Origin of the sequence: Bacillus sp. NP157 (assembly GCA_018889975.1) — a bacterium.
In the GTDB taxonomy this organism is placed as follows: Bacteria; Pseudomonadota; Gammaproteobacteria; order Xanthomonadales; family Rhodanobacteraceae; genus Luteibacter.
Window position 1 is genome coordinate 2,036,539 of the sequence record CP076546.1, and the last position, 24,031, is coordinate 2,060,569.

Annotated in this window: 28 protein-coding genes; 11 read left to right on the forward strand and 17 right to left on the reverse strand. The window is 63.8% G+C overall.

Going from position 1 to position 24,031, the window contains the following annotated elements; genetic code table 11:
• Positions 1–69 precede the first annotated feature (69 nt).
• Positions 70–1,182, reverse strand: coding sequence for an alkene reductase (locus tag KPL74_09195; protein ID QWT22170.1), 1,113 nt, complete (start codon positions 1,180–1,182; stop codon positions 70–72).
• 16 nt (positions 1,183–1,198) lie between these two features.
• Between KPL74_09195 and KPL74_09200 the strand changes: the two genes are divergently transcribed.
• Positions 1,199–1,651 (forward strand): isocitrate lyase/phosphoenolpyruvate mutase family protein, encoded by a 453-nt coding sequence (locus KPL74_09200; protein ID QWT22171.1) that lies wholly within the window; start codon positions 1,199–1,201, stop codon positions 1,649–1,651.
• A 42-nt stretch (positions 1,652–1,693) separates the two neighbouring features.
• Here KPL74_09200 and KPL74_09205 read toward each other — a convergent pair whose 3' ends face one another.
• The 5 genes from KPL74_09205 to KPL74_09225 form a co-directional block, all read right to left on the reverse strand.
• On the reverse strand, positions 1,694–2,062 hold the full coding sequence (locus KPL74_09205; GenBank protein ID QWT22172.1) for a hypothetical protein: 369 nt from the start codon (positions 2,060–2,062) through the stop codon (positions 1,694–1,696).
• Between the two features lie 187 nt (positions 2,063–2,249).
• A complete protein-coding gene (locus tag KPL74_09210) occupies positions 2,250–2,669 on the reverse strand; it encodes a hypothetical protein (protein QWT22173.1) in 420 nt (139 codons plus the stop codon).
• A gap of 205 nt (positions 2,670–2,874) precedes the next feature.
• The gene (locus KPL74_09215; GenBank protein QWT22174.1) at positions 2,875–3,249 is read right to left on the reverse strand and encodes a hypothetical protein; all 375 of its coding nucleotides are present in this window, start codon (positions 3,247–3,249) and stop codon (positions 2,875–2,877) included.
• 163 nt (positions 3,250–3,412) lie between these two features.
• Complete coding sequence (locus KPL74_09220; GenBank protein ID QWT22175.1) at positions 3,413–4,147, reverse strand: RES family NAD+ phosphorylase; 735 nt, start codon at positions 4,145–4,147, stop codon at positions 3,413–3,415.
• Positions 4,140–4,820 carry a hypothetical protein gene (locus tag KPL74_09225; protein QWT22176.1) on the reverse strand — a complete coding sequence of 227 codons (681 nt, stop codon included), beginning with the start codon at positions 4,818–4,820 and terminating at the stop codon, positions 4,140–4,142. The genes KPL74_09220 and KPL74_09225 overlap by 8 nt, the downstream gene beginning before the upstream one ends.
• A gap of 268 nt (positions 4,821–5,088) precedes the next feature.
• Here KPL74_09225 and KPL74_09230 point away from each other — a divergent pair, with 268 nt between their 5' ends.
• Positions 5,089–5,313, forward strand: coding sequence for a hypothetical protein (locus KPL74_09230; GenBank protein ID QWT22177.1), 225 nt, complete (start codon positions 5,089–5,091; stop codon positions 5,311–5,313).
• Positions 5,314–5,358: 45 nt separating this feature from the next.
• Here KPL74_09230 and KPL74_09235 read toward each other — a convergent pair whose 3' ends face one another.
• The 4 genes from KPL74_09235 to KPL74_09250 form a co-directional block, all read right to left on the reverse strand.
• Positions 5,359–6,285 carry an ADP-ribosylglycohydrolase family protein gene (locus KPL74_09235; protein QWT22178.1) on the reverse strand — a complete coding sequence of 309 codons (927 nt, stop codon included), beginning with the start codon at positions 6,283–6,285 and terminating at the stop codon, positions 5,359–5,361.
• Complete coding sequence (locus KPL74_09240) at positions 6,282–6,746, reverse strand: hypothetical protein (GenBank protein QWT22179.1); 465 nt, start codon at positions 6,744–6,746, stop codon at positions 6,282–6,284. The genes KPL74_09235 and KPL74_09240 overlap by 4 nt, the downstream gene beginning before the upstream one ends.
• Before the next feature lie 160 nt (positions 6,747–6,906).
• Complete coding sequence (locus tag KPL74_09245; protein QWT22180.1) at positions 6,907–7,680, reverse strand: hypothetical protein; 774 nt, start codon at positions 7,678–7,680, stop codon at positions 6,907–6,909.
• A gap of 491 nt (positions 7,681–8,171) precedes the next feature.
• Positions 8,172–8,636 (reverse strand): nuclear transport factor 2 family protein, encoded by a 465-nt coding sequence (locus tag KPL74_09250; GenBank protein ID QWT22181.1) that lies wholly within the window; start codon positions 8,634–8,636, stop codon positions 8,172–8,174.
• Positions 8,637–8,856: 220 nt separating this feature from the next.
• Between KPL74_09250 and KPL74_09255 the strand changes: the two genes are divergently transcribed.
• Positions 8,857–10,023: a hypothetical protein gene (locus tag KPL74_09255; GenBank protein ID QWT22182.1), complete on the forward strand. Its 1,167-nt coding sequence runs from the start codon at positions 8,857–8,859 to the stop codon at positions 10,021–10,023.
• A gap of 57 nt (positions 10,024–10,080) precedes the next feature.
• Here KPL74_09255 and KPL74_09260 read toward each other — a convergent pair whose 3' ends face one another.
• Positions 10,081–11,211: an FAD-dependent monooxygenase gene (locus tag KPL74_09260; GenBank protein QWT22183.1), complete on the reverse strand. Its 1,131-nt coding sequence runs from the start codon at positions 11,209–11,211 to the stop codon at positions 10,081–10,083.
• A 514-nt stretch (positions 11,212–11,725) separates the two neighbouring features.
• Between KPL74_09260 and KPL74_09265 the strand changes: the two genes are divergently transcribed.
• The 3 genes from KPL74_09265 (at position 11,726) to KPL74_09275 (ending at position 14,677) form a co-directional block, all read left to right on the forward strand.
• Positions 11,726–12,787 carry a hypothetical protein gene (locus tag KPL74_09265; GenBank protein QWT22184.1) on the forward strand — a complete coding sequence of 354 codons (1,062 nt, stop codon included), beginning with the start codon at positions 11,726–11,728 and terminating at the stop codon, positions 12,785–12,787.
• Between the two features lie 167 nt (positions 12,788–12,954).
• Positions 12,955–13,632 carry an HD domain-containing protein gene (locus KPL74_09270; protein ID QWT22185.1) on the forward strand — a complete coding sequence of 226 codons (678 nt, stop codon included), beginning with the start codon at positions 12,955–12,957 and terminating at the stop codon, positions 13,630–13,632.
• A gap of 31 nt (positions 13,633–13,663) precedes the next feature.
• Positions 13,664–14,677, forward strand: coding sequence for a helix-turn-helix domain-containing protein (locus KPL74_09275; protein ID QWT22186.1), 1,014 nt, complete (start codon positions 13,664–13,666; stop codon positions 14,675–14,677).
• 57 nt (positions 14,678–14,734) lie between these two features.
• On the opposite strand, the gene KPL74_09280 is transcribed toward KPL74_09275, so the two are convergent.
• Positions 14,735–15,085: a hypothetical protein gene (locus KPL74_09280; GenBank protein QWT22187.1), complete on the reverse strand. Its 351-nt coding sequence runs from the start codon at positions 15,083–15,085 to the stop codon at positions 14,735–14,737.
• Between the two features lie 159 nt (positions 15,086–15,244).
• Here KPL74_09280 and kdsA point away from each other — a divergent pair, with 159 nt between their 5' ends.
• On the forward strand, positions 15,245–16,090 hold the full coding sequence (kdsA, locus tag KPL74_09285) for a 3-deoxy-8-phosphooctulonate synthase (protein QWT22188.1): 846 nt from the start codon (positions 15,245–15,247) through the stop codon (positions 16,088–16,090).
• Positions 16,091–16,176: 86 nt separating this feature from the next.
• On the opposite strand, the gene KPL74_09290 is transcribed toward kdsA, so the two are convergent.
• Positions 16,177–16,953 carry a MipA/OmpV family protein gene (locus KPL74_09290; GenBank protein ID QWT22189.1) on the reverse strand — a complete coding sequence of 259 codons (777 nt, stop codon included), beginning with the start codon at positions 16,951–16,953 and terminating at the stop codon, positions 16,177–16,179.
• A gap of 183 nt (positions 16,954–17,136) precedes the next feature.
• Here KPL74_09290 and KPL74_09295 point away from each other — a divergent pair, with 183 nt between their 5' ends.
• Positions 17,137–17,874 (forward strand): SDR family oxidoreductase, encoded by a 738-nt coding sequence (locus tag KPL74_09295; protein ID QWT22190.1) that lies wholly within the window; start codon positions 17,137–17,139, stop codon positions 17,872–17,874.
• A gap of 1 nt (position 17,875) precedes the next feature.
• Here KPL74_09295 and KPL74_09300 read toward each other — a convergent pair whose 3' ends face one another.
• Complete coding sequence (locus KPL74_09300) at positions 17,876–18,778, reverse strand: LysR family transcriptional regulator (protein QWT22191.1); 903 nt, start codon at positions 18,776–18,778, stop codon at positions 17,876–17,878.
• Between the two features lie 151 nt (positions 18,779–18,929).
• On the opposite strand from KPL74_09300, the gene KPL74_09305 reads away from it, so the two are divergent.
• Positions 18,930–19,259, forward strand: coding sequence for a YciI family protein (locus KPL74_09305; GenBank protein ID QWT22192.1), 330 nt, complete (start codon positions 18,930–18,932; stop codon positions 19,257–19,259).
• A 22-nt stretch (positions 19,260–19,281) separates the two neighbouring features.
• Here the strand turns inward: KPL74_09305 and KPL74_09310 are convergent, their stop codons facing one another.
• Both KPL74_09310 and KPL74_09315 read right to left on the reverse strand, forming a co-directional pair.
• Positions 19,282–20,238: a quinone oxidoreductase gene (locus KPL74_09310; GenBank protein QWT22193.1), complete on the reverse strand. Its 957-nt coding sequence runs from the start codon at positions 20,236–20,238 to the stop codon at positions 19,282–19,284.
• 48 nt (positions 20,239–20,286) lie between these two features.
• Positions 20,287–21,177: a LysR family transcriptional regulator gene (locus KPL74_09315; GenBank protein ID QWT22194.1), complete on the reverse strand. Its 891-nt coding sequence runs from the start codon at positions 21,175–21,177 to the stop codon at positions 20,287–20,289.
• A gap of 105 nt (positions 21,178–21,282) precedes the next feature.
• Here KPL74_09315 and KPL74_09320 point away from each other — a divergent pair, with 105 nt between their 5' ends.
• Positions 21,283–22,254 (forward strand): NAD-dependent epimerase/dehydratase family protein, encoded by a 972-nt coding sequence (locus KPL74_09320; GenBank protein QWT22195.1) that lies wholly within the window; start codon positions 21,283–21,285, stop codon positions 22,252–22,254.
• Here KPL74_09320 and KPL74_09325 read toward each other — a convergent pair.
• Positions 22,237–23,184, reverse strand: a complete 948-nt coding sequence (locus KPL74_09325) for a LysR family transcriptional regulator (GenBank protein ID QWT22196.1) — start codon at positions 23,182–23,184, stop codon at positions 22,237–22,239. The genes KPL74_09320 and KPL74_09325 overlap by 18 nt on opposite strands.
• A 117-nt stretch (positions 23,185–23,301) precedes the next feature.
• On the opposite strand from KPL74_09325, the gene KPL74_09330 reads away from it, so the two are divergent.
• Positions 23,302–24,000: an SDR family NAD(P)-dependent oxidoreductase gene (locus tag KPL74_09330; protein QWT22197.1), complete on the forward strand. Its 699-nt coding sequence runs from the start codon at positions 23,302–23,304 to the stop codon at positions 23,998–24,000.
• Positions 24,001–24,031 lie beyond the last annotated feature (31 nt).

Sequence of the window (24,031 nt, forward strand, 5' to 3'; positions counted from 1 at the left end):
TCCCGGAAGACGACAGTTTGTCGGGCTCGGCCGGCACATCCGCCGATTCCGCAACGGATGCCCCGTCGCTCAGGCGCTTACCGTTTCGGCAAACGTAGGATAGTCGGTATAGCCGGCGGCCGTGCCGCCGTAAAACGTGTCGCGGTCGTACCCGGACAAGGCGTGGCCATGCGCAATCCGGTATGGCAGGTCGGGGTTGGAGATGAAAAAGCGACCGAATGCAACGATGTCCGCGGCTCCTTCCTCGACGATGGCCTCGGCCGATTCGGGAGTGAACCCGCCTGCGGCGACAATAGCCCGCGAGAAATGCTGGCGGACAAGACGCGAAGCAACCGGCGCCTGGTCGCGGGTCTCGTCGACATGGTTGCCCTTCACGCGTGGCTCGATGACATGGATGTAAGCGATGCCGAGCTTGTTGAGTTCTTCGGCAACATAAGAAAAGAGAGCCGCCGGGTTCGAATCGGACATGTCGCCGAACGTTCCGCTTGGACCAATTCGAACACCGACCCGGTCGGCGCCGAAAACCGAAATGGCGCCCCTGGTAACCTCGAGCAAAAACCGCGCACGATTTTCGATGGAACCGCCGAAACGGTCCGTGCGCTGGTTCGACCCGTCCTGAAGAAACTGGTCGACGAGATAGCCGTTTGCTCCGTGGATCTCAATGCCGTCGAAGCCTGCCCGCTTTGCACCCTCAGCCGCAAGCCGGAACTGCTCGACCATCCCGTCGACCTCATGTTCCGTCAGGGCACGCGCAGGAGACGCCTTGACCCAGCCGTCGCGGGTGAACGCCACACCGCCGTGGTCCATGGCTGATGGAGCCACTGGATTCGAGCCACCCGGCTGGAGGTCCGCGTGCGACTGGCGCCCGACGTGAAAGACCTGCACGAACATCACGGCACCCCTGGCATGGACCGACTCGACGATTTTCTTCCAGCCGTTGACTTGGTCGTCGGTAAAGATGCCCGGCGACCCGAGGTAACCGCTCCCATTCGGCGAGACAACGGTTGCCTCGGATAGGATGAATCCGCCCTTCGTCGCGCGCTGGGTATAGTAATCAACCATCAGGTCATTCGGGACGTCGCCCGGCTGGGTTGAGCGCATGCGAGTGAGCGGCGCCATCGCGATTCGATGACTGAGGGCAAACGGACCGAGCTTGAAGGACGAGAATAGCTGGGCACTCATGAGTGTGGCCTACAGAATGAATTGGATCCAAGCTGGGTGCCTGGCATGGCCAACCGAAGAGGCGATACCTTCCAAACTGTTTGTCGTTAGCGTCCATAATGCTGAAGCTCGGCTCCCGCCCGCCGACCTGGACGACACCATCCGTCGCCTGACCGCGTTCGCCGAGGTCGGCGCCGACGTCCTGTATGCCCCCTACCCGTCCGACCTGGACCACGTCATCGCCATCGTGTGCGCCGTCGCGCCCAAGCCGGTCAACCTGGTCGTCGGCACCATGCAGGGCCCCCTGTCGATGGAAGCCCTGGCCGCCGCAGGCATCAAGCGGGTGAGTATCGGCGCGGGCTTCTATGCCCGTGTCATGGGCGACCTGCGCAAAGCGGCAAGGCAGCTACGCGATGGCGATGTTCCGGCAGCCACGGAAGGTGCCAACTGGCGGGAAATCGCTGCGTTGATTGCTGCGGTGCCCGTTTGATATAGCGGCGTCTGGGTCGCGTGTAGAGGCTTCCGTGATGCGCTATCTTGGATGGGAGGAGATCGTAATCCCGCCGAAATAGTCGGCTCGAAAATCCAGACTGGCATCGTTCGGATACGTCACATCAAGGTGTTGATCATCCCGCCAGACCATATCGACTTGAAGCCTTCGGTGGTCTGCGGCCGACGGATTTTCAACCACGAGCACACTGGTCGCCTGATCGCTTCCCTTGGCATACCCTAACGTTACAGTCGTGATGACCGAAGCGTTGCCTGGGCCGCTGGTCTGAATGGTTCGCGCAGATGCGACCATGGACCCGGAGGGCGATTTCACACTACCCGACCAGACAACCGCCGAGTCACTTGCGCAACCCGCACAGACGAGCATCATGCCGAGGGCAATGACCTTCATCGCTACAGATCGCCCGCCGGTTGCAAGTGAAGTCCAGTGATTCGTCATTTTACGGTGCATAGATCCAGCTCGCCGTCAGTGCACAGAGAGTTGTTCGGCACGTCGCGACGAAACGCCTCAACGCCACCCGGTTATCGCTCAGTGACAACGTCACGGCGCACTACTACTGAGATGCCTTCGATTAGGACTACCAAGCACTCACCCTCCCTTTGCAACTGTTTGGTCGACCGATCCGCAGATAGCGTTCGGCATGCTTAGCAGCTGTGTAATCCGCCCGACGCCCCCGCCCCCCCCAGTAGTCGACCCTCTCCTCGCCAACCTGTCCGAACTTATCGATTCGCGCAAGGCTTAAGCCCGCTGGGAGAAGCTTCTCTCTGACCCATTTTTCGATGAGAGCATCGCTCAAATCAACGCAATTCCGACGGCCGGTGATTCGGATCCAGAACGGTCGATCCGAGTGATCTCGGTCATCGGAAACCATGACCTTGACCTCGATCTGATCGGTTCCTCCGATGAAATAGCGCTCCTCCACATAGTGGCTACCGGAGCGCTCTTCATAAGACGTCACACCAAGCAACGGAAATACCTTCGCTGCCAGCGTAGCCATCGTTTCTTCCGGCACCGAAGCCATCAATAAGTTTACGTGCCTCATTGGGCGTCGACCAGAATTTCTTGACTTGGCGAGAGCGCTACAGGTTTCAAGGTTGTGAGGATACTTGCATACCAATGGATCCATTCCATTCTTGACTCCACGTCGCAAGACTTGGATAGAGTTGATGATGCGATCAGGGTGGCGAGCTCGGATATATGCTTCAGGGATCGCTCTTCATGACCACATCTCTCTCATGCTCATAAATTGAATAAGCATTCGGATCGCGATCGTAAAACTGCTCAAAGAAACCAGGTACCAACCACGAGCCAGGCATAGTTTGCACTGAGTTCCCTGACACCGATCTCTCCCAGTTCGGTGGGATGATGTCACTTACGACTTCAAAGCTTTCGGATGGGTGATACCCCATCGCAGCGAAGCCGGGATCGACGTCGTTGGTAACAATCAAGTAATCCAGCCTCGTATCCTTTTCCGCCTGAAGGCCCATAACGTGATAGACCTTCCCGAGAGTTAACCAGGCGGAGTCATTTGCAGGCCTGCGGCGCGAGTCAAAGTAGCGAACACATTTTACTTTCACGAGCAGTGCACTCCGGACAGGTTGCTGCAAACGGCTATGGAACCTCGACGCTCTGGCAGCGACGGCAAGAAACCGCCCTGAAGGTCGGACTCGTTGTCGCCGAGATCGTTGCGATATCGCTGGACATCGGCTGCCTTTCTCGATCCACAAGCGGCACGATCCCCTAAAGAATCTCAACCCCCACCTCTTCAGCGACCAGCACAAGCTCAAGCATAGCCTCAGGATCGCTCCCCACCGATCGCGAGCTACCGACGGGATCCAGGTCCGAAACCGCTACCCGATCCCCAAAAAGAACCAGGGCCGGCCGATCCGACTGCCGGGACGGCCAGAGCAGCCCGTCGATATCCGAACGTTGCGCATGGAAAGCAGCTGCCCATTGCCGCGTTGCGGCGTAGACGTCTTTATCCGTATCGATCAGTTGCCGCCGCTCGACACCCAGTTTCTTCAGCGGCATCGTACCCAGGTCAGCCAGTTTCAGATCGCGCAACGGCATAACAACCGAGTGGACCTGGTTATCCAGCCGGGTCCGGTCGAATGTCTTCATGCCGGCGCCGCGCGGCAGGTCATGGAACACGGACTCCATCACCGCACAGGTGAAATCCCCTCCTCCGTAGAGCGTCGGAATGGGCTTACCTGAAGCGTCGTTGACGGGACTAAACCGCGCGTTGCCAATACCCGGGTTGAATTGGTTGGCCGCGAATCGCGCGTGATGGACACGATGTATCTTCCGGCCCTTCCGCCACGTCGTTGCCTTCGAATTGACGGCAAGACTCGAGGGCGGCGGAGGCACCTGCACCGATGGCGGCAAGGGCGTCATCGGACCCGCGGTGGCCTCATCTGCAGGAGGATTCTTCTTGCCACCCGAGACGCCTGACTTTCGCCGGGTCGTATCAGGCATGGACCACATCCTCGACTTCGTCCTTCGCCGCGGCCAGCACCTGGTCAGGCGCCGTGGCAAGCAGGTCCTGCGGTCGCCTGCTGCCAAGGAAACCGTTAGCCGAGGCAAACCAGGCTGCGATCTTCCACGCATCCTTCCTGTCGTCGAACAGCGCAAGGATCTTCCCCATCACCTCGTACGGCCTGAAGCCTTGCGATGCGTCGAGCGCATAAATCGGGAAGTAGTCCACGTTGTTGCGATGGATGGCAAAGATGCGTCGGGATGCCTTCCACTTGTTCGGCTGGGCACCGGGATTACGGGTGCTCAGGCCAGCCAGTTCCGCCAGCTCCACGGCCGTGATGAAGTCACCGCTCTCAAGCAGCGTCTTCTGGACGCTGGCCTGCATCTTCATGAGGTGGACGGCGTACTCGGGCTGTGCGAACCCATTCGGGGTCAAGGCCTCGACCAGACGCTTCCAATCCGCGGCCTGCCTGGCATTGACGAGCTCATCGACGAACGGCAGCAAGCGCTTCAGCGTTTCCTGGATGGCCGCCGCATTGGGTGCGGTCCGCGGGATGGCGAACCCGATGACTTCCGCATCGCGGGCCGACGCAATGCTGGCCCCGACATCCTGGGGCGTTCCAAGGAAAGCCTGGACCCCTTCATGCGATGACTGTCGCTTGATTGCGCTCATACGACCCTCCAGCTTTTCACAAAGGTTATATAGGATATAAGTAATTGTCAATAACCCTTATAACCTAAGTCTCGCTCCAAGCCGCCCCCCGCCCCGGCGCCCTCTCACCCCGCCGTGCATCAGTTCCCCCAATGGGACAATTTGCCTCAATCCCGGGAAATGGCGCTTAGCTATGATGAGCGACATCAAAATGCAGCTGCGAAAGCAGCAACTAGAGGGAATATCCCTCACGTTGGAAAGCGGCTTGCCATAGCCTGGAAACGCAAAGATGGATTGGGTACCGGTAGTCTTCATTACCTTCAAGGTCATCGTCTTCGGCACAGGCATGTTCTTCGCCATCAAGTGGCATTACGAACAGGGCAAAAAGGGACGACAGGCGGACCGGCGCGCACTGCTGCGCACCGTGGCCAAGGTCGCCGCGGTCTTCGTGCCGGCACTCCTGATCCTGCTGTACATCACCTTCGCCGTTAGCAAGAAGCTTGGCTTGACCTGACGCCACACCACGCCAGCGCGTCGTCCGCCTTCCCAAACGTGCCCGCTACCCCTGCTGCACCACCCGCTCGTCGTGCAGCCGCGTCGCCAGGGTCGTGATCATCCCGCCTTCGGCGAGGGTCTCCCGCCACGATGGCGGGATCGCGTTGATCCCATGGACAGCCCCCGCGATCTGCCCGGCGATCGCCGCCGTCGTGTCCGCATCGTCACCCAGGTTCGCCGCCGCCAGTGCCGCATCGCGGTAGCTCCCCGTCGTCATCACGCACCAGAGCGCCGCCTCCAGCGAGTCGACCGCATAGCCACTCCCCCGGATCGAGGCCACGTCGAGCGCGGCGATATCCCGGTTCGCCAGCGCCTTGAGCTTCGGCTCTTCGGCAACGCCGGCTGCGCCCTCAAGCAGATCGGCCGGTGCAGCGCCCTGCAGCGCATTGACCAGCACGACAGCCAGCACCCGGCAGGCATCGACCGCTTCGGCAGCGGCATGCGTCGTCAAGGACGTTCCAACCGCGATACGCAGCACTTCCTGCAAACCAGGGAAGGCCCACAGGACGGCCGGCGCAAGACGCATGATCGATCCGTTCCCAGCCATCTTCGGGTCGGAGGTCACGGCAACCAGGTTCCCGTGTTGCTCATGGAAATGCAGCGCCGTAGCGACGGTCGAACCGATGTCGAAGCACACGCCATTCGAACTCATGTACCCGTGGTGCCACCAATTGAGATAGCGCCTCAGCTGGTCCGCCGGATCATGCGCACGCTGGCTCAGGAAACTCTGCGCGAGACACAGCGCCATCGACGTATCGTCGGTCCATTCCCCGGCACGGAGGTCGAAGACACCGCCACCTACCATGTCGGTGACTGGGGTAAACGAACCTCGTGGCGAGAACTCGACGGTGGTGCCGACGGCATCACCGCAGGCCAAGCCCACGAGGCAACCCTGGTAGCGGTCGAGGAGGGAAATCGACTCCAACCTCATGGCGACCCCGGCCACGCCAGCGCTTCGCCCTTCTTTGCATCCGGCGCGACGTCGAATACACCGTTAGGCCCATCGACGGCACGGATCAGGCCTGGCTCACCTGACGCCTGGCCAATCACCAGATAGGTGTGCCCGATAACGCAGCAATTCGGGCTCATCTCGACCACGGTATCGGCCGTTCCCAAGCGAACGCTGCGTCCTACCTGCCCTTTCAGCACGGTTTTGACGTCGAGGGTCGCGACTTCGAGGAAGCCTCTCCGATCGGGATTGGGATCCACCCGCGTCACCGTACCCGTGAAGACGACTTCGGCGTCACGAATCCTCTCGTCGAGCGGACGGTCAGGTGCGGCGTAGGCGAGGCACGCACCAGCGACGATGCCCGTTGCGAGCAAGGCGGGGATAATCAATGCGCGAGGGAATTTTCGAAGCATGCCTACTTCTCCAAATGGGACGTCGGGCACGGCAGGACACGAGTCAGATTTAGCCTGCCTGGCGGCGTCACCGATCACGGTTCTTAACTGGCATCGGCCTCAAGAGTCGTCGCTGCGCATTTCTTGTTTCACCATACGTAGGCGACGGTTGCCCCGCGCTGTTCGCGGTACTCCGAACTTAGCGCTTAGACTATGCGATCAAGTGGCCATAGAAATACTTCGATCCCGGATTCCAAGGCATGGCCGCAAGCATCTCTACGTAAGCAAACACGCGCGCCATAGCGGCGTCGTCAACTATGTCGCCATACCAAACGGGACATTCGATGCCAGACCAGACTGCCAAGGTCATTGGCCCCGCGACACCAGCGAAAGGTATTCCTTCGACGCGCGCCTCGGCCGCATCGCTGATCAATTCCCTGCAAAGGGCACCGGGATGGGCGGGCTCTCCTGCGAAATAGAAGGCGCCTGGTAACAGATCGCTAGCAAAGTTATCGAGGCGCGCAGCAAGAGAGTCCATGTCTACACTCTCTCCATCGTATCCAAATGGAAAAAGTTGATCTATCGAAGATAGGCACGAAAAAGTTATTTCCTCATCGTGCTTCCACTGCTCAACGACTTTAAACAAGTAAGGGATGATCAGCGGCGAAAGAACGTCAACGGAGACTTTCGCCGACATCGCCAGGTCAACTTCATCGTCCGTGACAAACAGGGTGCCGAACTCGGCAACGTTGTCATGGCCACACGTATAGGCATAGAGCCGCGTTGCCTGGCGTCGAATCATGTCGGTTTCACCGACAGATGCGATCAGCAAGAGATCCGATCTAGCCGAAAAATTACCATTCTTGAATTCTTCGCAGATCTCACAGAGTCGAGCAGTCGCGGGGTCGGACGTTAGTGCCTCGAGCAGGGTCGCGTCACGAGGGCCGAACCACATTCCCGGTCTCAGGATATCGAAGTGATTCATGGAAGGCGTAGGCCAAAGATGCGACACCGCGTATGCGCCGAGAACGCTGCCGCGCACACTCCGCCAGCTGAGATTGGCTTAACCCGGACGACGAGCCGTTCGGTCCGTTCCGCTGCATCTCTCAGTTCATATTGCTTGGCCACTCCTTTAGCTCCCAGCGTCCTTGGGCTCAAGCCAATCACCTGGTCCGAACAAGTTGCGCCGGATTCTCACACGCCTTACGCCCACCCACAACATCCGCTGCTCATCAACCAGATCGCCAGGCATCAAGTAAGATTTCGACTACCCACGGCAAAATGCTACATCCATCAATAATAAGATTCTGGACCGCATACGACAGCCGCTGCGCACCCGCCAAGCCTTCGACTGACGGCTCGATCAGCGTCTCGATCCCGTCCCTGGACCACGGCTAACGACTACGCTGAGTGGCGTCTCGCCACTGACCAGTTGGCTGGTGGCGACACGTCACCAGCGCCCACACCAGCTAACCGCTACGGCTTAGCGTTACCGGGCTCCGGCGCAATAAGATCTTCAGCAGCGGCGATTTCCCACTTGCCGTCGCGCAGCAGCCACGTATCCGTCCAGACAAAGCGCCCCTTGGCGCCGGACTTCTTGACCCACGACTCACTGCCCTGGGCGATCGCCGTCGTCCCATAGAAGCGGAGCTTGATGTCATTGAGATGGTTGGAGGCGAACGTCTTCGGTCCTAGTGCGGTGTCATGGACCATCTGCGCCTTGTCGTACTGACTCCCCTCCGGATCGACACCCACGAAGTCCTCGGCGAGGAGTCGTTTGACGGCTGTCGTATCGCCCGATGCAACGGACTCCGCCCACGCCTTCTCGCCAGCGCGGATATAGGCTTCCGCGGCGGCCTGGTCATACGGCGGATCCTTCGCGAGGACCTGACCGGAGATCAACCCGAAAACAACGCAGCAAACGGCAACGGTACGTTTCACGCAGACCTCCAGCCCTTGGGTGTCGATCGTCGTTAATTACTCGATCGGACCAGGATTAGCCATTGGCCAGTTGGCCTAACAGCACCCCGATTTTGCGCACCCTCACCCCGCCATGCGACCATGCCCCCAGGGCCACCGGACCGGCCCACAGGGGAATTCAATCATGTACACCAGGCCACCAGCGGGCAGGCTCGCGGCTGCGTTCGTTGTTTCAGCGCTCATGCTCCTATCCGCCTGCAACAGGCAGCGCACGCCGGCGTTCGACAGCACCGCGCCGATCGATCCCAATGACAGCACGGCCCTGTACATGGCGACGGCCCAGGCGCACACCGATGGTCGCGAAGCCGACGTCGAGGCCTTCGAGCACTTCAAGCGGCGCGTGATAGCGCTTCGCTACCTCGGCGAATCCACGCCACGCGTGCAAACGGTCGGCGACGTCCTCGCTTACGAGCGCACCGCCACCGAACCGGTGTCGGCCGTGGAAGCGCGCCTGACCAACGGCATCAGCACCTTCGATTTTCAATGGAAGAACCGCGCCAACGATCCGGCCATCGTGGAGAATCCCACGCGCGCCAGCGCCACGCTTTCCAACCCGCTGGGCGACCCCGCCATCGACGGCACCCGCGAGATCCGGCCGGGCATCTGGCTCGTGCCATGGACGACGCGCGGACGAAAAACCGATGCCTACATGATCCGCGCGATCGCCCTCACCCACCGTGACGGCGAATGGACGCTCTACCGCCACTACGTCCTGCGTGACGGCGCAGGCCCGGACGTCCCGCTCGGCTGCACGACGACAGCCGCCGCGACCGGCCAGTCCATGTGGGTGTACTGCTCGACCACCGACAGCATAAATGGCCCGGAGCGTGACGCCGCACTACTCGACCGTCTCGAAAAACTCCAGTTGGATGGGCCGCCGCCCGAGCTGGTCGGCAGCACGCTGGTCTATGCGAAGTACCACGGCAGCATCACCGCCGAGATCAAATCCGGCGACTACGCTGCGGAAGCGGAACAGGTCCACCAGGCCCAGAAGGTGACCGGCGCTGCCTACGACCATGACCTGAAGATCAAGAGGCTGTGGATGGTCGTTGGGTTCTGGGGCACCCGGCTCGGCCTGTTCGGCATACCCATGGTCGGCGCCTGGCTGCTGTTCCGCCAGCGCGGTGGCAGTCGTGCCGGGGCGTTCGGCCGCAGCGCGTGGGCCGCCGTCGCCGTGGTCTTGCTGGTCGTCGCATGGAACGCGGCCATCCTCGCCCACCCCGGACGCTCCTATCCAGACGCGTGGGGCCCGGCAGGTTTGGTCGACTATTTCCTGATCGCAATTGCAGGGGTGGCTGGGGTGGTCGGGCTGCTTGCGGCAAGGGGCGCCTTGCGACGGCCCGCGTAACGCGGCAGCCAGCGAACGAGGCCGCCCGGGGCTTGCTGCCAGCATTCCGACCGGGCCTCACGCACCAAGGTGCTCGCGAAACATCGCGACCACACCATGCGGCGCGTCGTCACCAAAGAACCGCGCCAGGTTCTGCGCGGACCGCCTGGCGTACTGCATGCTTCGAGGGAACAACGCCTCTTCGTACATCATCAGCGCAGCCTCCACGTCACCCGGATGGGCAACGATGGCCCTGGCCAGCTCCGCCCCGTCGTACAACGCCAGGTTTGCCCCCTCACCCGCGAACGGCGACATGAGGTGCGCGGCGTCGCCCAGAAGCGTCACGCCCGGGATTCGTTCCCATCGGTGCCCGGTCGGCAGTGCATGGATGGGGCGCACGACAGGCGGCGCCGTACCTCCGGTAATGAACGTCATCAGCTCCGGTGCCCATCCATCGAACTCATCGGCCACGCGTGCGAGTGCCGTGCCTGCGTCCGAGAAATCGATCGCGGCGATCCATGCTTCCGTCCGGTTCAGCGCGACATACCCATGCACGCTGCCGTCGGCATGGCGATGGGCCATCACGCCCCTGCCGGGTGCCACCGCCATCAGCGTGCCGGTACCGATCGCTTGCACGAGCGCGTGATAGCGGGGATCACCGGCGGGAAGAAATCGCTCGATGAAACACGTGCCGGCATACGCGGGCATGGCCGACGAGACCAGCGGCCTCACCCGGGACCACGCACCATCCGCACCGACCAGCAGATCCGACGTTACGCGCTGGCCGTTGGCGAACCCGACCTCATGACGCCCGCCGTGCAACGAACGAACCGTCATGACCTTATGCCCCCAGCGGATCGCATCCGGCGGCAGCGAATCGATCAACAGCTTGCGAAGCTCGCCACGATCGACTTCCGGGCGCTTCGCGTCACCCGCACCCGGGCTGTCGAACAGCACCACGCCGTGTTGGTCGACGATGCGCTTGGCATCTTCGCCGGGCCGGGCGAGGCGCAGGAACGCGTCGAACAGGCCAGCCTCGCGCAGCGCTATCTGCCCGTTGTAATCATGGATGTCGAGCAGGCCGCCCTGTGTCCGCGCCGCGAACGAGGGTTCTGCTTCGTAGACGACGGCGTGGATACCGTGGACGTGGAGGACACGGGCGAGGGCCAGGCCACCAAGGCCGGCCCCGACGATGACGATGTTCTGCATGGGAGCGCTCCAGGATAAACACCGGCCCAAAAGGAACCGGCGGGTGCCAGGCATGGCACCGGAGACGCTGGCCGAACCACGGGGACGTGGCTGGCGTGTGCGCGACCTCTTCTGGAGGGACAGGCCCTCGGCGGAGGTCGTTTTTCGCGACAGGGCAAGCCTAGACCGGCCTGCACAGGCCCTGCAAGCCCCGCGTGAAATGGGGCTGTGGGCGCGCCGGACCTCTTAACCACCCATTCATGTACCGACAAGTATAGTTATCCCAAGGTTGCCGAGAGGCACCAGTCCCACGCATCTCCGGCGGTTCCCCTGCTGCCTTTGCATCGATGGACGTACACCCAGCCCGCGGCCCCCTCCGCGGGCTTTTTATTGCCTGCGATTCTGCCCTGCGCCCTGCCCGCACGCGTGCCCTAACTGTGACACCTGTCGTGGAACCTACTGCCGAGGGGGTGTTTCATGAAACCAGGGACGGGGGAATCGTTCGCTACATCCATCATCTTGTGAGGGCAGTCACATGGATTCGATCAGGAAGTTCGGTACGAAAGGATTGGCACTTGCCTGCGCGCTCGCGGGCGCAGGGCTCATCACACCGGCACTCGCCGCGGAGCAAACGTTCAATGTCGCGGCCGCCGCGCAGGCGCAGGCGGTGGCGTCATGGCAGCAGACACTGAAGCAACAGGCACCGGCCGTCGAAGGCTGTTTCCACGCCTCCTTCCCCAATGCCGCATGGGAAGCCGAACAATGCGAAGCGCCGCCGCTGTTCGTCTCCGTCCCGCCCGAAACCAACGGCAATGGCCTCACTACCAGTGCACGTAGCGAAAGCGTCTTCACCGTGGGCAACGGCAACGACTTTGCTGCAAAGACCCGCAACCTCACCCGCTCGGCCGTGGGCACGTTCCCGACGGTGACCGGCGTGACCACCGGCACCGCTGACTACTCGCTGCAGATCAACACCAACATCAGCAGCAACCCGACCACGTGCACCCAGTTCGGCTACTCCAGCTGCCAGACCTGGGAGCAATTCATCTACTCCACCGACAGCGACGGCACCGCCAGCAACGGCCGCACGCCGGTCGCCTTCATCCAGGACTGGTTCTTCGCCGGTAGCCAGTCGCAGTACAACTCCGTCGGTTGCCCGTCGGGCTGGTTCTCGTATCCCGACCAGCTGGCGTGCTATCGCAACAGCAACGCCGTGAGCGTGCCGCTGGTCGCCGTGTCCAACATCGGCAGCATCCAGCTCACCGGCTCAGCCACCGCCGGCGGCGTGGACACCGTGACCTTCTCGGTGAACGGCACCGCGCACAGCGTGAGCCAGACGGCCACCACGCTGAACATCAACAAGATCTGGAACCAGTCGGAGTTCAACATTTTCGGCAATGGCAGCGACAACCCGGTCGTTTCGTTCAATCGCGGGTCGCGCGTCACCGTGAACCTCGCGGTGAACGATGGCAGCACCACGGCCCCCACCTGCCTTGGCAACTCGGGCACGACGTACGAGCAGAACAACCTGACGCTCGGCACGTGCACGGCAACGGGCGGCACCTCGCCGCATATCAGCTTCGTCGAGAGCAACTGACGCAACGTCCCACGGGCGAAGGCGACTTCGTCCGTGGGACTTCGGGCACAGGCGTCCTCGTCGGCCTGTTCGCGCAGAGGCGCCCTGTCACTTTTCGACCGAAAACAGTCATTTCGGCCAACCCGTGGCGGCCTACGATTTGCCCATCGCCTCGCCTGGAGCAAATCATGTCCTCCCCCATCACGCTTGCCGGCATCACCGCCCCCGACTCTGCCTACACCCGCAAGGCAGCCGCACTGGTCGCGCAGGTGCACGATAAAGCCATGCTCAACCACGTCCAGCGCTCGTGGTGGTTCGCCGATGCCATCGGCCGTAAGCGTGGGATGGCGTTCGACCGGGAAGTGGTCTACCTCGCCGCCATCCTGCATGACCTCGGCCTCACCGAGGCGTACATGACCGACCAGCGCTTCGAAGTCGACGGTGCCAACGCCGCCCGTGCCCTGTTGCTCGGCGACGCCTATCCGGAAGGGAAGGCCCAGCAGGTGTGGGATGCGATCGCCCTGCATTCCGCGATCGGCGTGGCCGAGTACATGGGCCCGGAGATCGCACTGGTGCACATGGGTTCGCACCTCGACGTGCTGGGCATGTTCGTCGACGACGTGTCGCCCGCGATTATCGACGACACCTTGCAGCTTTATCCGCGGCTCGGCTTCTCCGCCGCGTTCCAGGCCGCGCTAGCCGAATCGGTACGCCGCAATCCGATCCGCGCGGCGGGCACGGGGCTGGTCGACATTGGCCACCGCCACGTCCACGGCTTCGCACTGCCGAACGGCTGCGACCTGCTGGACCATTCGCTGCTCGAGACCTGGCCCGGCTCGCGCGCCGAGGGCATCGTCGCGGCGTAGCATGGCGCCATCCTCCGGCGGCCGATGACCGATGAGCGTGCGCACAGGCAAACCCCGCCCCGCCGGCCCGGTGGAACGCAAACGCGTGCTGATCCTCGCGCTGCCGCCGGTCGATGCGCTCGACGTCATCGGCCCCGCCGAAGTGTTCGCCTACGCCAATCAACTCGCCGATGGCCGCACCCCGTACCTGCTCGAGCTGGTCAGTCCCGGCGACGACGTGCATGTCGCCAGCGAAACCGGGATTGGGCTCACGGCGCACCACACGCTGGCGAGGGAAATGCGCGGCGGACGCCCCGTCGACACCCTGATCGTCGCGACCGGTTTCAGCACGCTGGACCAGCTGGATGCGGGCGCGGTCGACTGGATCCGTCGCCGCGCACCGCTTATCCGCCGTGTCTGCTCGATCTGCGTAGGCGCCTTCGCACTGGCACAAGCCGGTGTGCTCGCGGGTCGGCGCGCGACGACGCACTGGCGACTCGCCCAGATGCTCGCCGAACGCTTTCCCGACGTCACCGTCGATCCCAGCCCGATCTGGGTGAAGGACGGCAACGTATACACATCCGCCGGCATCTCCTCCGGCATCGACCTCGCGCTGGCCCTGGTCGCCGAGGACCTCGGTGACGATGTCGCGCTGGAGATCGCACGCAACCTCGTCCTCTACCTGCGCCGGCCCGGCGGGCAAGCACAGTTCAGTGTGTCGCTACGCAATCAGGCGATGAGCTCCGAGCTGGATGCCCTGCGCCACTGGATCGGCGAGCACCTCGCCGACGACCTCGGCGTGGAACGCCTTGCCGACCGCCAGGCCACGAGCGTGCGCACACTTATTCGCATCTTCCAGCGCGACTTGAAAACCACGCCAGCGAAATACGTCGAAGAGGTGCGCCTCGAAGCCGTCGGCCGCGCCCTCGAGCGCGGCGGCCTGTCATTGGAGGCGATTGCAAAGCGCTGTGGTTACCGAAGCACCGATGTCATGCGTAAGGCTTTCCTGAGGCGCTATGGGGTGACGCCAGGGGACTATGCGCGGCGCTTCGCAAGCGAGGGGTAAGGCATCAAGCGACGAAGCCCCGGTCCGATAAGACCGGGGCTTCCGTACATGCCAGGCTTAATGCTTCTGCTTGTAGATCTTGCCGCTGTTACGGTTTTCCGAACGGTTGAGGTTGTTCTGCTCCCTCTTCGTCAGGTGGCCGTTGTGCCTGGCTTCGTCCACGCTTTCACGCCGGGCGATGTTGGCGTCATGCGTTTCGTCGCGGGCCGCCTGCTTCTGCGTCATCGTGCCGTTGGCCACGCCCTTGTCGATGCGGTTCTGCTGGTTGTCGAGCCGGTTGTTGACTTCGTTGACCCGCGGATGGCCTTGCACGTCGGTCTGCGGTGCGGTCTGCGCCATCACCGGGGCGGCGGCGAGCGACGCGCCAAGGACCAGTCCGAACAGGGCAATCTTCGACTTCGCATTCATGGGCATGATTTCCTCTGGTTGACGCCGTAGCTGGCGTAGCCCGGGTAACGGGCATAGGAAAAGCCGTGTTGACAGCCCAAGTTGTGAAGATTGTGTTCCGTTCAGCTTCGCGGTGGCGGTAACATCGAGGGTCTGCCCCACCCCTCTCCCGGAGCCCCCATGAACGTTTCCATCGCCCCCGGCGTCGACGTCGGTAACCGCCTGCCTTTCGTACTGTTCGGCGGCATCAACGTGCTCGAAGACCTAGATTCGACCCTGCACGCGGCGGCGCATTACGTGGACGTGACCCGGAAGCTGGGCATCCCGTACGTGTTCAAGGGCAGTTTCGACAAGGCGAACCGCTCCTCGATCCACTCCTACCGCGGCGTGGGCCTGGAAGAAGGCCTGCGCATCTTCGAGCGGGTCAAGGCTGAGTTCGGCATCCCGGTGATCACCGACGTGCACGAAGTGGCGCAGGCGCCGGTCGTCGCGGAAGTGGTCGACGTGCTGCAGATTCCGGCCTTCCTTGCGCGCCAGACCGACCTGGTGGTCGCGATCGCCCGTACCGGCCGCGCGGTGAACATCAAGAAGCCGCAGTTCATGAGCCCGACGCAGATGAAGCACGTGACCAGCAAGATCAAGGAAGCGGGCAACGAACGCATCATCCTCTGCGAACGCGGTGCGCAGTTCGGCTACGACAACCTGGTAGTCGACATGCTCGGTTTCCGCGAGATGGTGGAGTCGACCGGCGGTTACCCGGCCATCTTCGACGTGACGCATAGCCTGCAGCGCCGCGATGCCGGCAGCGAAGCCAGCGGCGGCCGTCGTCGCCAGGTGGTCGAGCTTGCCCGTGCAGGCATGGCGGTCGGCATCGGCGGCCTGTTCCTGGAAGCCCACGCGGATCCCGACCACGCCCGCTGCGATGGCCCCAGCGCCCTGCCGCTCACGGCGCTGGAACCGTTCCTCACCCAGATCAAGGCCATCGACGACCTGGTGAAGGGCTTCGCCCCGTTGGACATTCGCTAAGCCCGACACGCAAAAAAAAAGCACCCTGGCAAGCCAGGGTGCTCCGCCCCGCCGTCGGGGAGGGGGTGGTTCCGACGACGAAGGCTTTAAAACCGGTACATCACCGAGCCGAAGATCGTGCTCGTGCTGTCCTTGTCGACCATCGGGCTATCCGCGACGGTGTCCGGCAGCGCGGCATAGCGAAAGCCCGCCGCGACGGTCCAGTGGCGGCCGAGCATCTGCACCAGGCTCAGGTCGACGTAGGGGCTGTTGCCACCCTTTGCGCGATAGCCAGGCAGGCCGCTTTTCAGCGCATCGCCACGATCGACACCGAAGTAATAGTTGTTCATCTCGGCGCTGTTGCGCGTCACGCCCACGCGGGGCGTGAGGATCATGCCGCCCTTGCGGATCGGGAAGGCGTAGCTTGCGTCGGCCACCGTGCCGCCGCCGTGGCCGGTCAGTTCCTTCTGGAAACTCGCCTGCACCACGCCCCACTCCGCATCGCCATAACGCCATGCGACGCCGGCAAGGCCGGAAATATCGCGATCGGAAAGGCGCCGCAACCGGGCGTCGTCGCTGTCCTTGCCACGAAAACGAAACCCGAGCGGGCTGGCGATCAACGACAGCTCGGATGCCTGCGTGTTGTACAGACGGAAACCGACGGTGGCCCCGCGCAGGTAGATGCGCTTGCCTTCATAGCTCAGCGCCGGAAGCGCGATGGCATCGGTCTTGTAGTCGCGATACGGCGATTCATTGGCCACGACCATCGCGCCGACGCCCCACGATGAGGTGCGGGGTGCCTCCTGGGCGGGCGCCGCGACAGGCAGGGCAACGGCGGCAACGGCGGCGGCAAGGCGAGCGTGGCGGGAGTAAACGTGGACCATCGGCGAACTCACGGGGGGATATGGCACCCGATGATCGCCTGCCGAACATTGTGGGAACCTTGCGCCCTCCTGTCCTCGCGCCACGACGAATAAATCCTATGCGCCGCCACGCCATGGTGCGCACCGGGCCAGACCACACGTTGGGCTGTGGCCGATCGGCCTAACACCCAACAGGAAACCTCCATGTCCAGGCTCAATGGAAAAATCGCCGTCGTCACCGGCGGCAATAGCGGCATCGGCTTCGCGAGCGCAAAGCAATTCGCCGACGAAGGCGCGCGGGTGTACATCACCGGCCGCCGCCAGGCCGAGCTCGATGAATCGGTGAAGAAGATCGGTGCCGCAGCGTCGGCCGTGCAGACCGACGTGACCCGCCTCGATGACCTCGATCGCCTGTATGACACCATCAAGGCCGACGCGGGTCGCATCGACGTGCTCATGCTGAACGCCGCATTCGGTGAATTCCTCCCCCTGGGCGAGATCACCGAAGAGCACTACGAGTCGACGTTCAACACCAACGTCCGTGCCGTGATCTTCGGCCTGCAAAAGGCGCTCCCACTGCTGGCGGACGGTGCGTCGGTGATCATCACCGGCTCGATCGCAGGGTTCTCCGGCATCCCGAATTTCTCGGTCTACGGCGCGACCAAGGGGGCACTACGCGCCTTTGTTCGTTCCGCCATCGTTGACCTGAAAGACCGGGGAATCCGCGTCAACGTGCTTTCGCCCGGCCACACGTCAACACCCGCCCTGGATCGACTCGTCCCCGTGGAATACCAGGAAGCCGCGCTTACCAGCATGGTGCCTGCGGGTCGCCTCGGCACACCCCAGGACATGGCGAATGCGGCCCTGTTCCTGGCCAGCGCGGACAGCAGCTACGTCAATGGCGCTGAGTTGGTGGTGGACGGCGGCGTGAAGCAGATCTGATCTAGTGGCTCAGGGCCGGGATGGTGCGGAATTTTTCCTGCAGGAACTCGGTGAAGACCAGCGCCTTGCGTGGCTGGCGGCGACCGAGGGGCGTGATCGCGCTGATCGGCACGGCCGCCGGCGCGTAGTCCTGCAGGACATGCACCAGCCGGCCCTGGGCGATATCCGCAGCGTAAAGCCAGCCTGGGTTATGGCCCATGCCCAGGCTGTTTAGCACGGCGCTACGCAGGTATTCCGCGTCGTTGCTACGCACTCGGGCCTGCGGATCGCAGGCGAGCACGTTGCCACCGTCGAGGAACTGCCAGGGTCGTGCCGCATCCTGGAAAAGAAACACGGCACAAGGCTTGTGCTCCACCTCCCGCGGATGCGTGGGCAGGCCGTGTCGCTGGAAATACGCAGGGGTCCCCACCGTCGCATGGCGCACTCCGCCGATTCGACGTGCCACCAATGATGAATCCAGAAGCGGCCCAATGCGGATCGCGAGGTCGACGCCATCGCCGACCAGGTTCGCGTGGCGATGCGAGATGTCGAAATCGATGCTCACATCGGGATACAGCGCGAAGAATTCAGCGAGGAACGGCATGACGTAGAAACGGCCGAATGCGGGGGAAAGTGCGACCCGCAGCAAACCCGATGGCGCGACCTGACCGCGTCCGATACGCGCTTCTGCATCGTCGATGCCGTCGATCACGCGCGCTGCTGCGTCGTAGTAGTCCTGCCCTGCCTCGGTCAGGCTCAGGCGCCGGGTCGTGCGCCGAAGCAGCTGGGCGCCCAGTCGCGCCTCCAGCGCGGCGACCTGCTTGCTGACCGTGGATTGCGACACCCCCAGAGCGGCTGCGGCACGGGAGAAGCTACCCGTATCGGCTACCCGGATGAAGAGTTCCATGACGCCGAGTTTGTCCACGCCAGCCTATCCGTCCGGGCCCGGTGGCCGTCGCCGCCACCTTAGCAAAACCACCGCGCATAGGACTTATTCGATCCCGGTGCGCCCCTCGGCAAGGCGCGGCGTATCGTCCTTCACCAGAGCAGGAACCCCTTACCCGAGGCTACACACCATGATCGACGAACACGGCCCGCACTATTTTGTCGCCTTCCAGACGCCCGGCCCGAACTGGGTCCCCGGCGTGAAGTACAACGAACAACCCGAATTCATGAGCCATGTGGGCTACATGAACCAGATGCAGGAGGCCGGCCAGACCATCCTGAGCGGCCCCTTCATGACCAGGGCGGGTGGCCTGGCAGGTGAGCTGGAAGACGGTGGCATGACCATCTTCAAGGCTGCCGACCTGGACGAGGCCATCCGCATCGGCAATGACGATCCCTCGGTGAAATCCGGAATGCTGAACGTCGACGTGAAGATGTTCTGGGTACCGTTCCACGCCTGATCGCCCGTTTGGCACCGCGGCCTCAGCCGACGGTCAGCACGACCTTGCCGATGGCGCCACGGCTTTCCAGGAACGCATGGGCTGCCGCGCCATCGCGCAACGCATACGTCGCCGCGATGGTGGGATGGATCACGCCGTCGGTGATCTGCGCGAACAGCGCCGCGGCACGCTCACGACGGATCGATGCGCTGGTCAGCACGTTCCACAGGTCGCCGCCGGTCAGCGTCAACGAACGATCCATCAGCAGGCGGGGATCGACGAAATCCGGATCGCCGGCCGCCATGCCGTAGAACACCACGGTGCCACCGATGCGCGTCGCCGCCAGGCTGTCGCCCAGGGTGCGGCCCACCGAGTCATACGTGACATGCACGCCCTTCCCTTCCGTGGCGTCCTGGACGTGCACGACGAGGTCATCGTAACCGAGCACCAGGTCGGCACCGGCTGCACGCGCGGCTTCGCGCTTGGCTTCCGACGAGGCGACGCCGATCACCAGCACGCCTTTCGCGCGCAGCATCTGCACCAGCAACAGGCCAACGCCGCCGGCCGCGGCGTGCACGAGGGCCGACTGCCCCGCGCTGGGATGCGAGCTATCGGTTACGAGGTATTGCGCCGTGAGGCCCTGCAACAGCACCGCGGCCGCCGTCTCGTAGCTGATCGCATCCGGCAGCGGGATGAGCTTGTCGGCATCCACCGCGACCAGCTCGGCATTGGCAAACGGCATGTCGGCAAATCCGATGCGCGTCCCCTTTGGGAACGGGCCACCGTCGCTGACGATCTCACCCGCGCCCTCGTATCCGAGGATCCAGGGAGCGGCGCCAGCAAGGTGATACGTGCCGTTACGACGGTATACATCGGCGAAGTTCAGGCCGACGGCGCGTGTCCGTACAAGGACCTGCCCGGGCGCGGGCACCGGATCGGCGAGCGTGTCCCAGCGCAGGACGTCGGCACTGCCGAAACAGTCGAAAAGAAGGGCGTGCATGGGGAGGCCTGGATAACGGAATCGAGGCGCCCATGGTATCGCGCGCGGCTAGTCCGATGCCTGGAGCGAAAGCGCCTCGACCAGCGCATCGAACGTGACCCGGCAGCGCGGGCTATCGCGCAGGTCCTCGTGCATGGTTACCCAGGTCTCGAACGGGAACGTAAAACCATCCGCGACCACCCTGGTCAGTGCCGGCTGGCGCCGTGCCGCGGCGACCAGGCAGATACCGATGCCCGCGCCCGCACGGATCAGCGCCAGCTGGGCGACGTCGCTATCGGTGCGCAAGGCGAGATGGCGGCGAGCAAGCTGGGGCCACGCCTTCAGTGCGCTGCGCACCAGCGGCGTCATCCGGTCGGGGCCGATCAACGTGTGGCCGGCGAGGTCGTCGAGCGAGGCCGGCATGCCATGGCGTGCGATGTAGTCGTCGCTTGCATGCAGGCCGCACTCGAACACGCCAACCCGGCGTGCCACGAGCTGGCCCTGCGCGGGCCGCACCATGCGCACGGCGATGTCGGCTTCGCGCTGGAGCAGGTCCTGCACATCGTAGGATAGGGAGAGTTCGATGGTGAGGGCCGGATGCCGACGCTGCAGCTCGGCGAGGATCGGCGGCAAGACTTCCACGCCGAGCCCTTCGCCGGCGGTGAGCCGGACCACGCCGCGCACGCCGTCGCCATAACTCGCCGCCGTCCGTTCCAGGGCGGCGGCAGTGCTCTCCATCGCCTGCGCATGCGGCTGCAATGCGAGTGCGGCCTCCGTCGCCATCAGGCCAGCCTGCGAACGGGTAAACAGCGATAAACCCAGCGCCGCCTCGAGCGCATCGATGTGCCGCCCGACCGTCGGCTGGGCCACGCCCAATGCCCGGGCCGCGCCGGAGAGCGAGCCCTCGCGGAGGACGCCGAGGAACGATCGGTACAACTCCCACTCAACGGAAGAAGGCATCAGGGTAACCTATACGTTTATGCATATCCGATGCACGGCGCTATGCGTTTTCATAGGCAAAAGCCTGCGCCATCATCGCCCCACGGTCAACCACGAGGAAAGGCGATGACGACGCAGCAAACGGCACTGGTTCTGGGCGCGAATGGCGGCGTGGGCAGCGAAGTCGCGCGCCAGCTGATGGCCGCAGGCTGGGCGGTCCGCGCCCTGTCGCGCCGCCCCGGCGGCGCCAACCGCGGCGACGGAATCACGTGGATCCAGGGCGACGCCATGCAGACAGCGGACGTGCGCGACGCCGCGGCGGGTTGCCCGGTGATCGTCCATGCGGTGAACCCGCCGGGCTACCGCAACTGGGCCGGCCAGGTGATGCCGATGCTGGAAAACACCATCGCCGCGGCCGGATCGACCGGCGCGCTGGTCGTGCTGCCGGGCACGGTCTACAACTACGGGCCGGACGCCTTCCCGCTGGCGGCTGCCGATGCGCCGCAACACCCCACGACGCGCAAAGGCGCGATTCGCGTCCGGATGGAACAGGCCCTGGCAGCCTATGCCCGCGCCGGAGGACGCGCCGTGGTCGTGCGTGCCGGCGACTTCTTCGGCCCACGGGCGGGAAACAGCTGGTTCGCGCAAGGCCTGGTAAAGCCCGGAAAGGCTCCCAGGCGCATCGCGCAACCCGGCCGGCGTGGGATCGGCCACCAGTGGGCCTACCTGCCCGACGTGGCCGCGACGATGGTGGCGCTGATCCAGCGTCGCGACACCCTGCCCGCGTTCGCCAGCTACAACATGGCGGGCCACTGGGACGCCAGCGGCGACGACATGGTCCGCTCGATCCAGCGCGTCGCGGCGAAGCGTGGCATCACGGCGAAGATCACCGCGTTTCCATGGTGGATGATGCGGCTGGCGACGCCGTTCAACGAAACGCTGCGCGAGCTGATGGAAGTGCGATACCTCTGGCAGCGCCCCGTGCAACTCGACAACGCCACCCTCGTCGCCGCCCTGGGCAGCGAGCCGCATACCGCGTGGGACGACGCCGTCGAACGCACGCTGGAAGGGATGGGCTGCCTAACGCCGACGCGTTGACGTCGTGGCGGGATAAGCCGCACGGCACAGATCGACGATCAGACCGCGGAACCAACGCTGCGCAGGGTCGGCATCGATGCGCGGATGCCATATCGCACGGATCTCGATCGCTGGCGTCGGCACGGGAAGCTCGAAGCGTTGCAGGCCCGCGACGGCCGCCTCCTCCGGGGCAAGCGCATGACCCAGTGACGACACGGGCACGGTCGCCACGAGGTCGGTGGAACGAGCGATCCGCAGGGCGTCCGGGAATCCAGGCACGGTCACGACGATGTCCCGCGCCAGGCCTTCCACGTGTAACGCGTCATCCACGGGTCCTTTCGCCATGCCATGCGGCGATGCCGTGACGTGCTGGCACGCCGCGTAGCGGGCCGTGGTAACGCGACCACGTGCGAGCAACGCGTGGCCGTTACGCACCACCCCGACGTAACGATCGGCGAACAGCGCTTCCGAGAGCATTTCCGGGGCGGACGACGCGAGCACGCCAATTTCCACGTCGACCTGCCCTTCCCTGTGCACGCTGGCGTCGCTGTCGTTGCGCGGCACGAAGCGCAGGCGGACATGCCGCGCCTGGCTCGTCGCGGCGGTGAACAGCTGCGCGGCAAAGAACGCGATGAACGCTTCATTGGCTCGTACGACGAAGGTCTTTTCCAGCGACGCGAGATCGAGCGTCGTCGCGGGTGGCCGGAGCACGGCATGCACCTCGCGCGACAGGTCGTGCACGCGTTCGCGCAGCGACGTTGCGTAGGGCGTGGCGACGAGGCCGCGACCGGCACGCACCAGCAAGGGGTCACCGGTGGCCGTGCGCAGGCGCGCGAAGGTGCGGCTCATGGCGGACGGGCTGAGCCCGAGTCGCTCCGCGGCTCGGGTAACGCTTCCCTCGGCGAGCAGCACGTCGAGCGCCAGCAACAGGTTCAGGTCCGGCTTTTCCACGCATAGCTCCCACGAAGACATAGCGTCAGGTGCAACTATATCTTGACTTTATTGCGTCTTGTGCATGCATTGCAAGGGGCGCAGCATTCGAGGCCCTTACTCTCTGGAGACCTGTCGATGACCTCCACCCCATCCATCCTCATCATCGGCGCCTCGCGTGGCCTGGGCCTGGCGATGGCCGGCGAATTCCTCAAGAAACACTGGAACGTCCTCGGCACGGTACGTGGTACGACACGGACGCCGATGCACGATCTCGCCGACCAGCATCCGGATCGCCTCGGCATCGAATCCGTCGATATCAACGAGCCGGCCCAGGTCGAAGCCCTCGGCGCGCGACTCGGCGCCCGAACGTTCGACATCGTGTTCGTCAACGCAGGAACGACCAATCGCGACCCCACCCAGACCATCGCCGAAGTCACCACGGACGACTTCGTGCAGCTGATGATCACCAACGCGCTCAGCCCGATGCGCACGGTGGAAGCGCTCCAGCCGCATGTCGCGCCCGGCGGCATGATCGGCGTGATGTCCTCAGGCCAGGGCAGCATTGCCAACAACGAAAAAGGCCTGCGCGAGCTGTATCGCGGCAGCAAGGCCGCACTGAACATGTTCATGCGCAGCTTCGCCGCACGAACCGCAGAAGCACGGCGGCCGCTGGTGGTCATGGCACCCGGCTGGGTACGTACCGACCTGGGCGGTCCCGAGGGAACGCTGAGCGTGGACGAAAGCATCCCCCGAGTGGTGGACGTGCTCCTGGCGAAGCGGGCAAGGCCGGGCCTTGAATACCTGGACTACCTCGGCCAGACCGTGCCCTGGTGAGCTTCGCGATTACCTCGCGTGTAATTGCCGG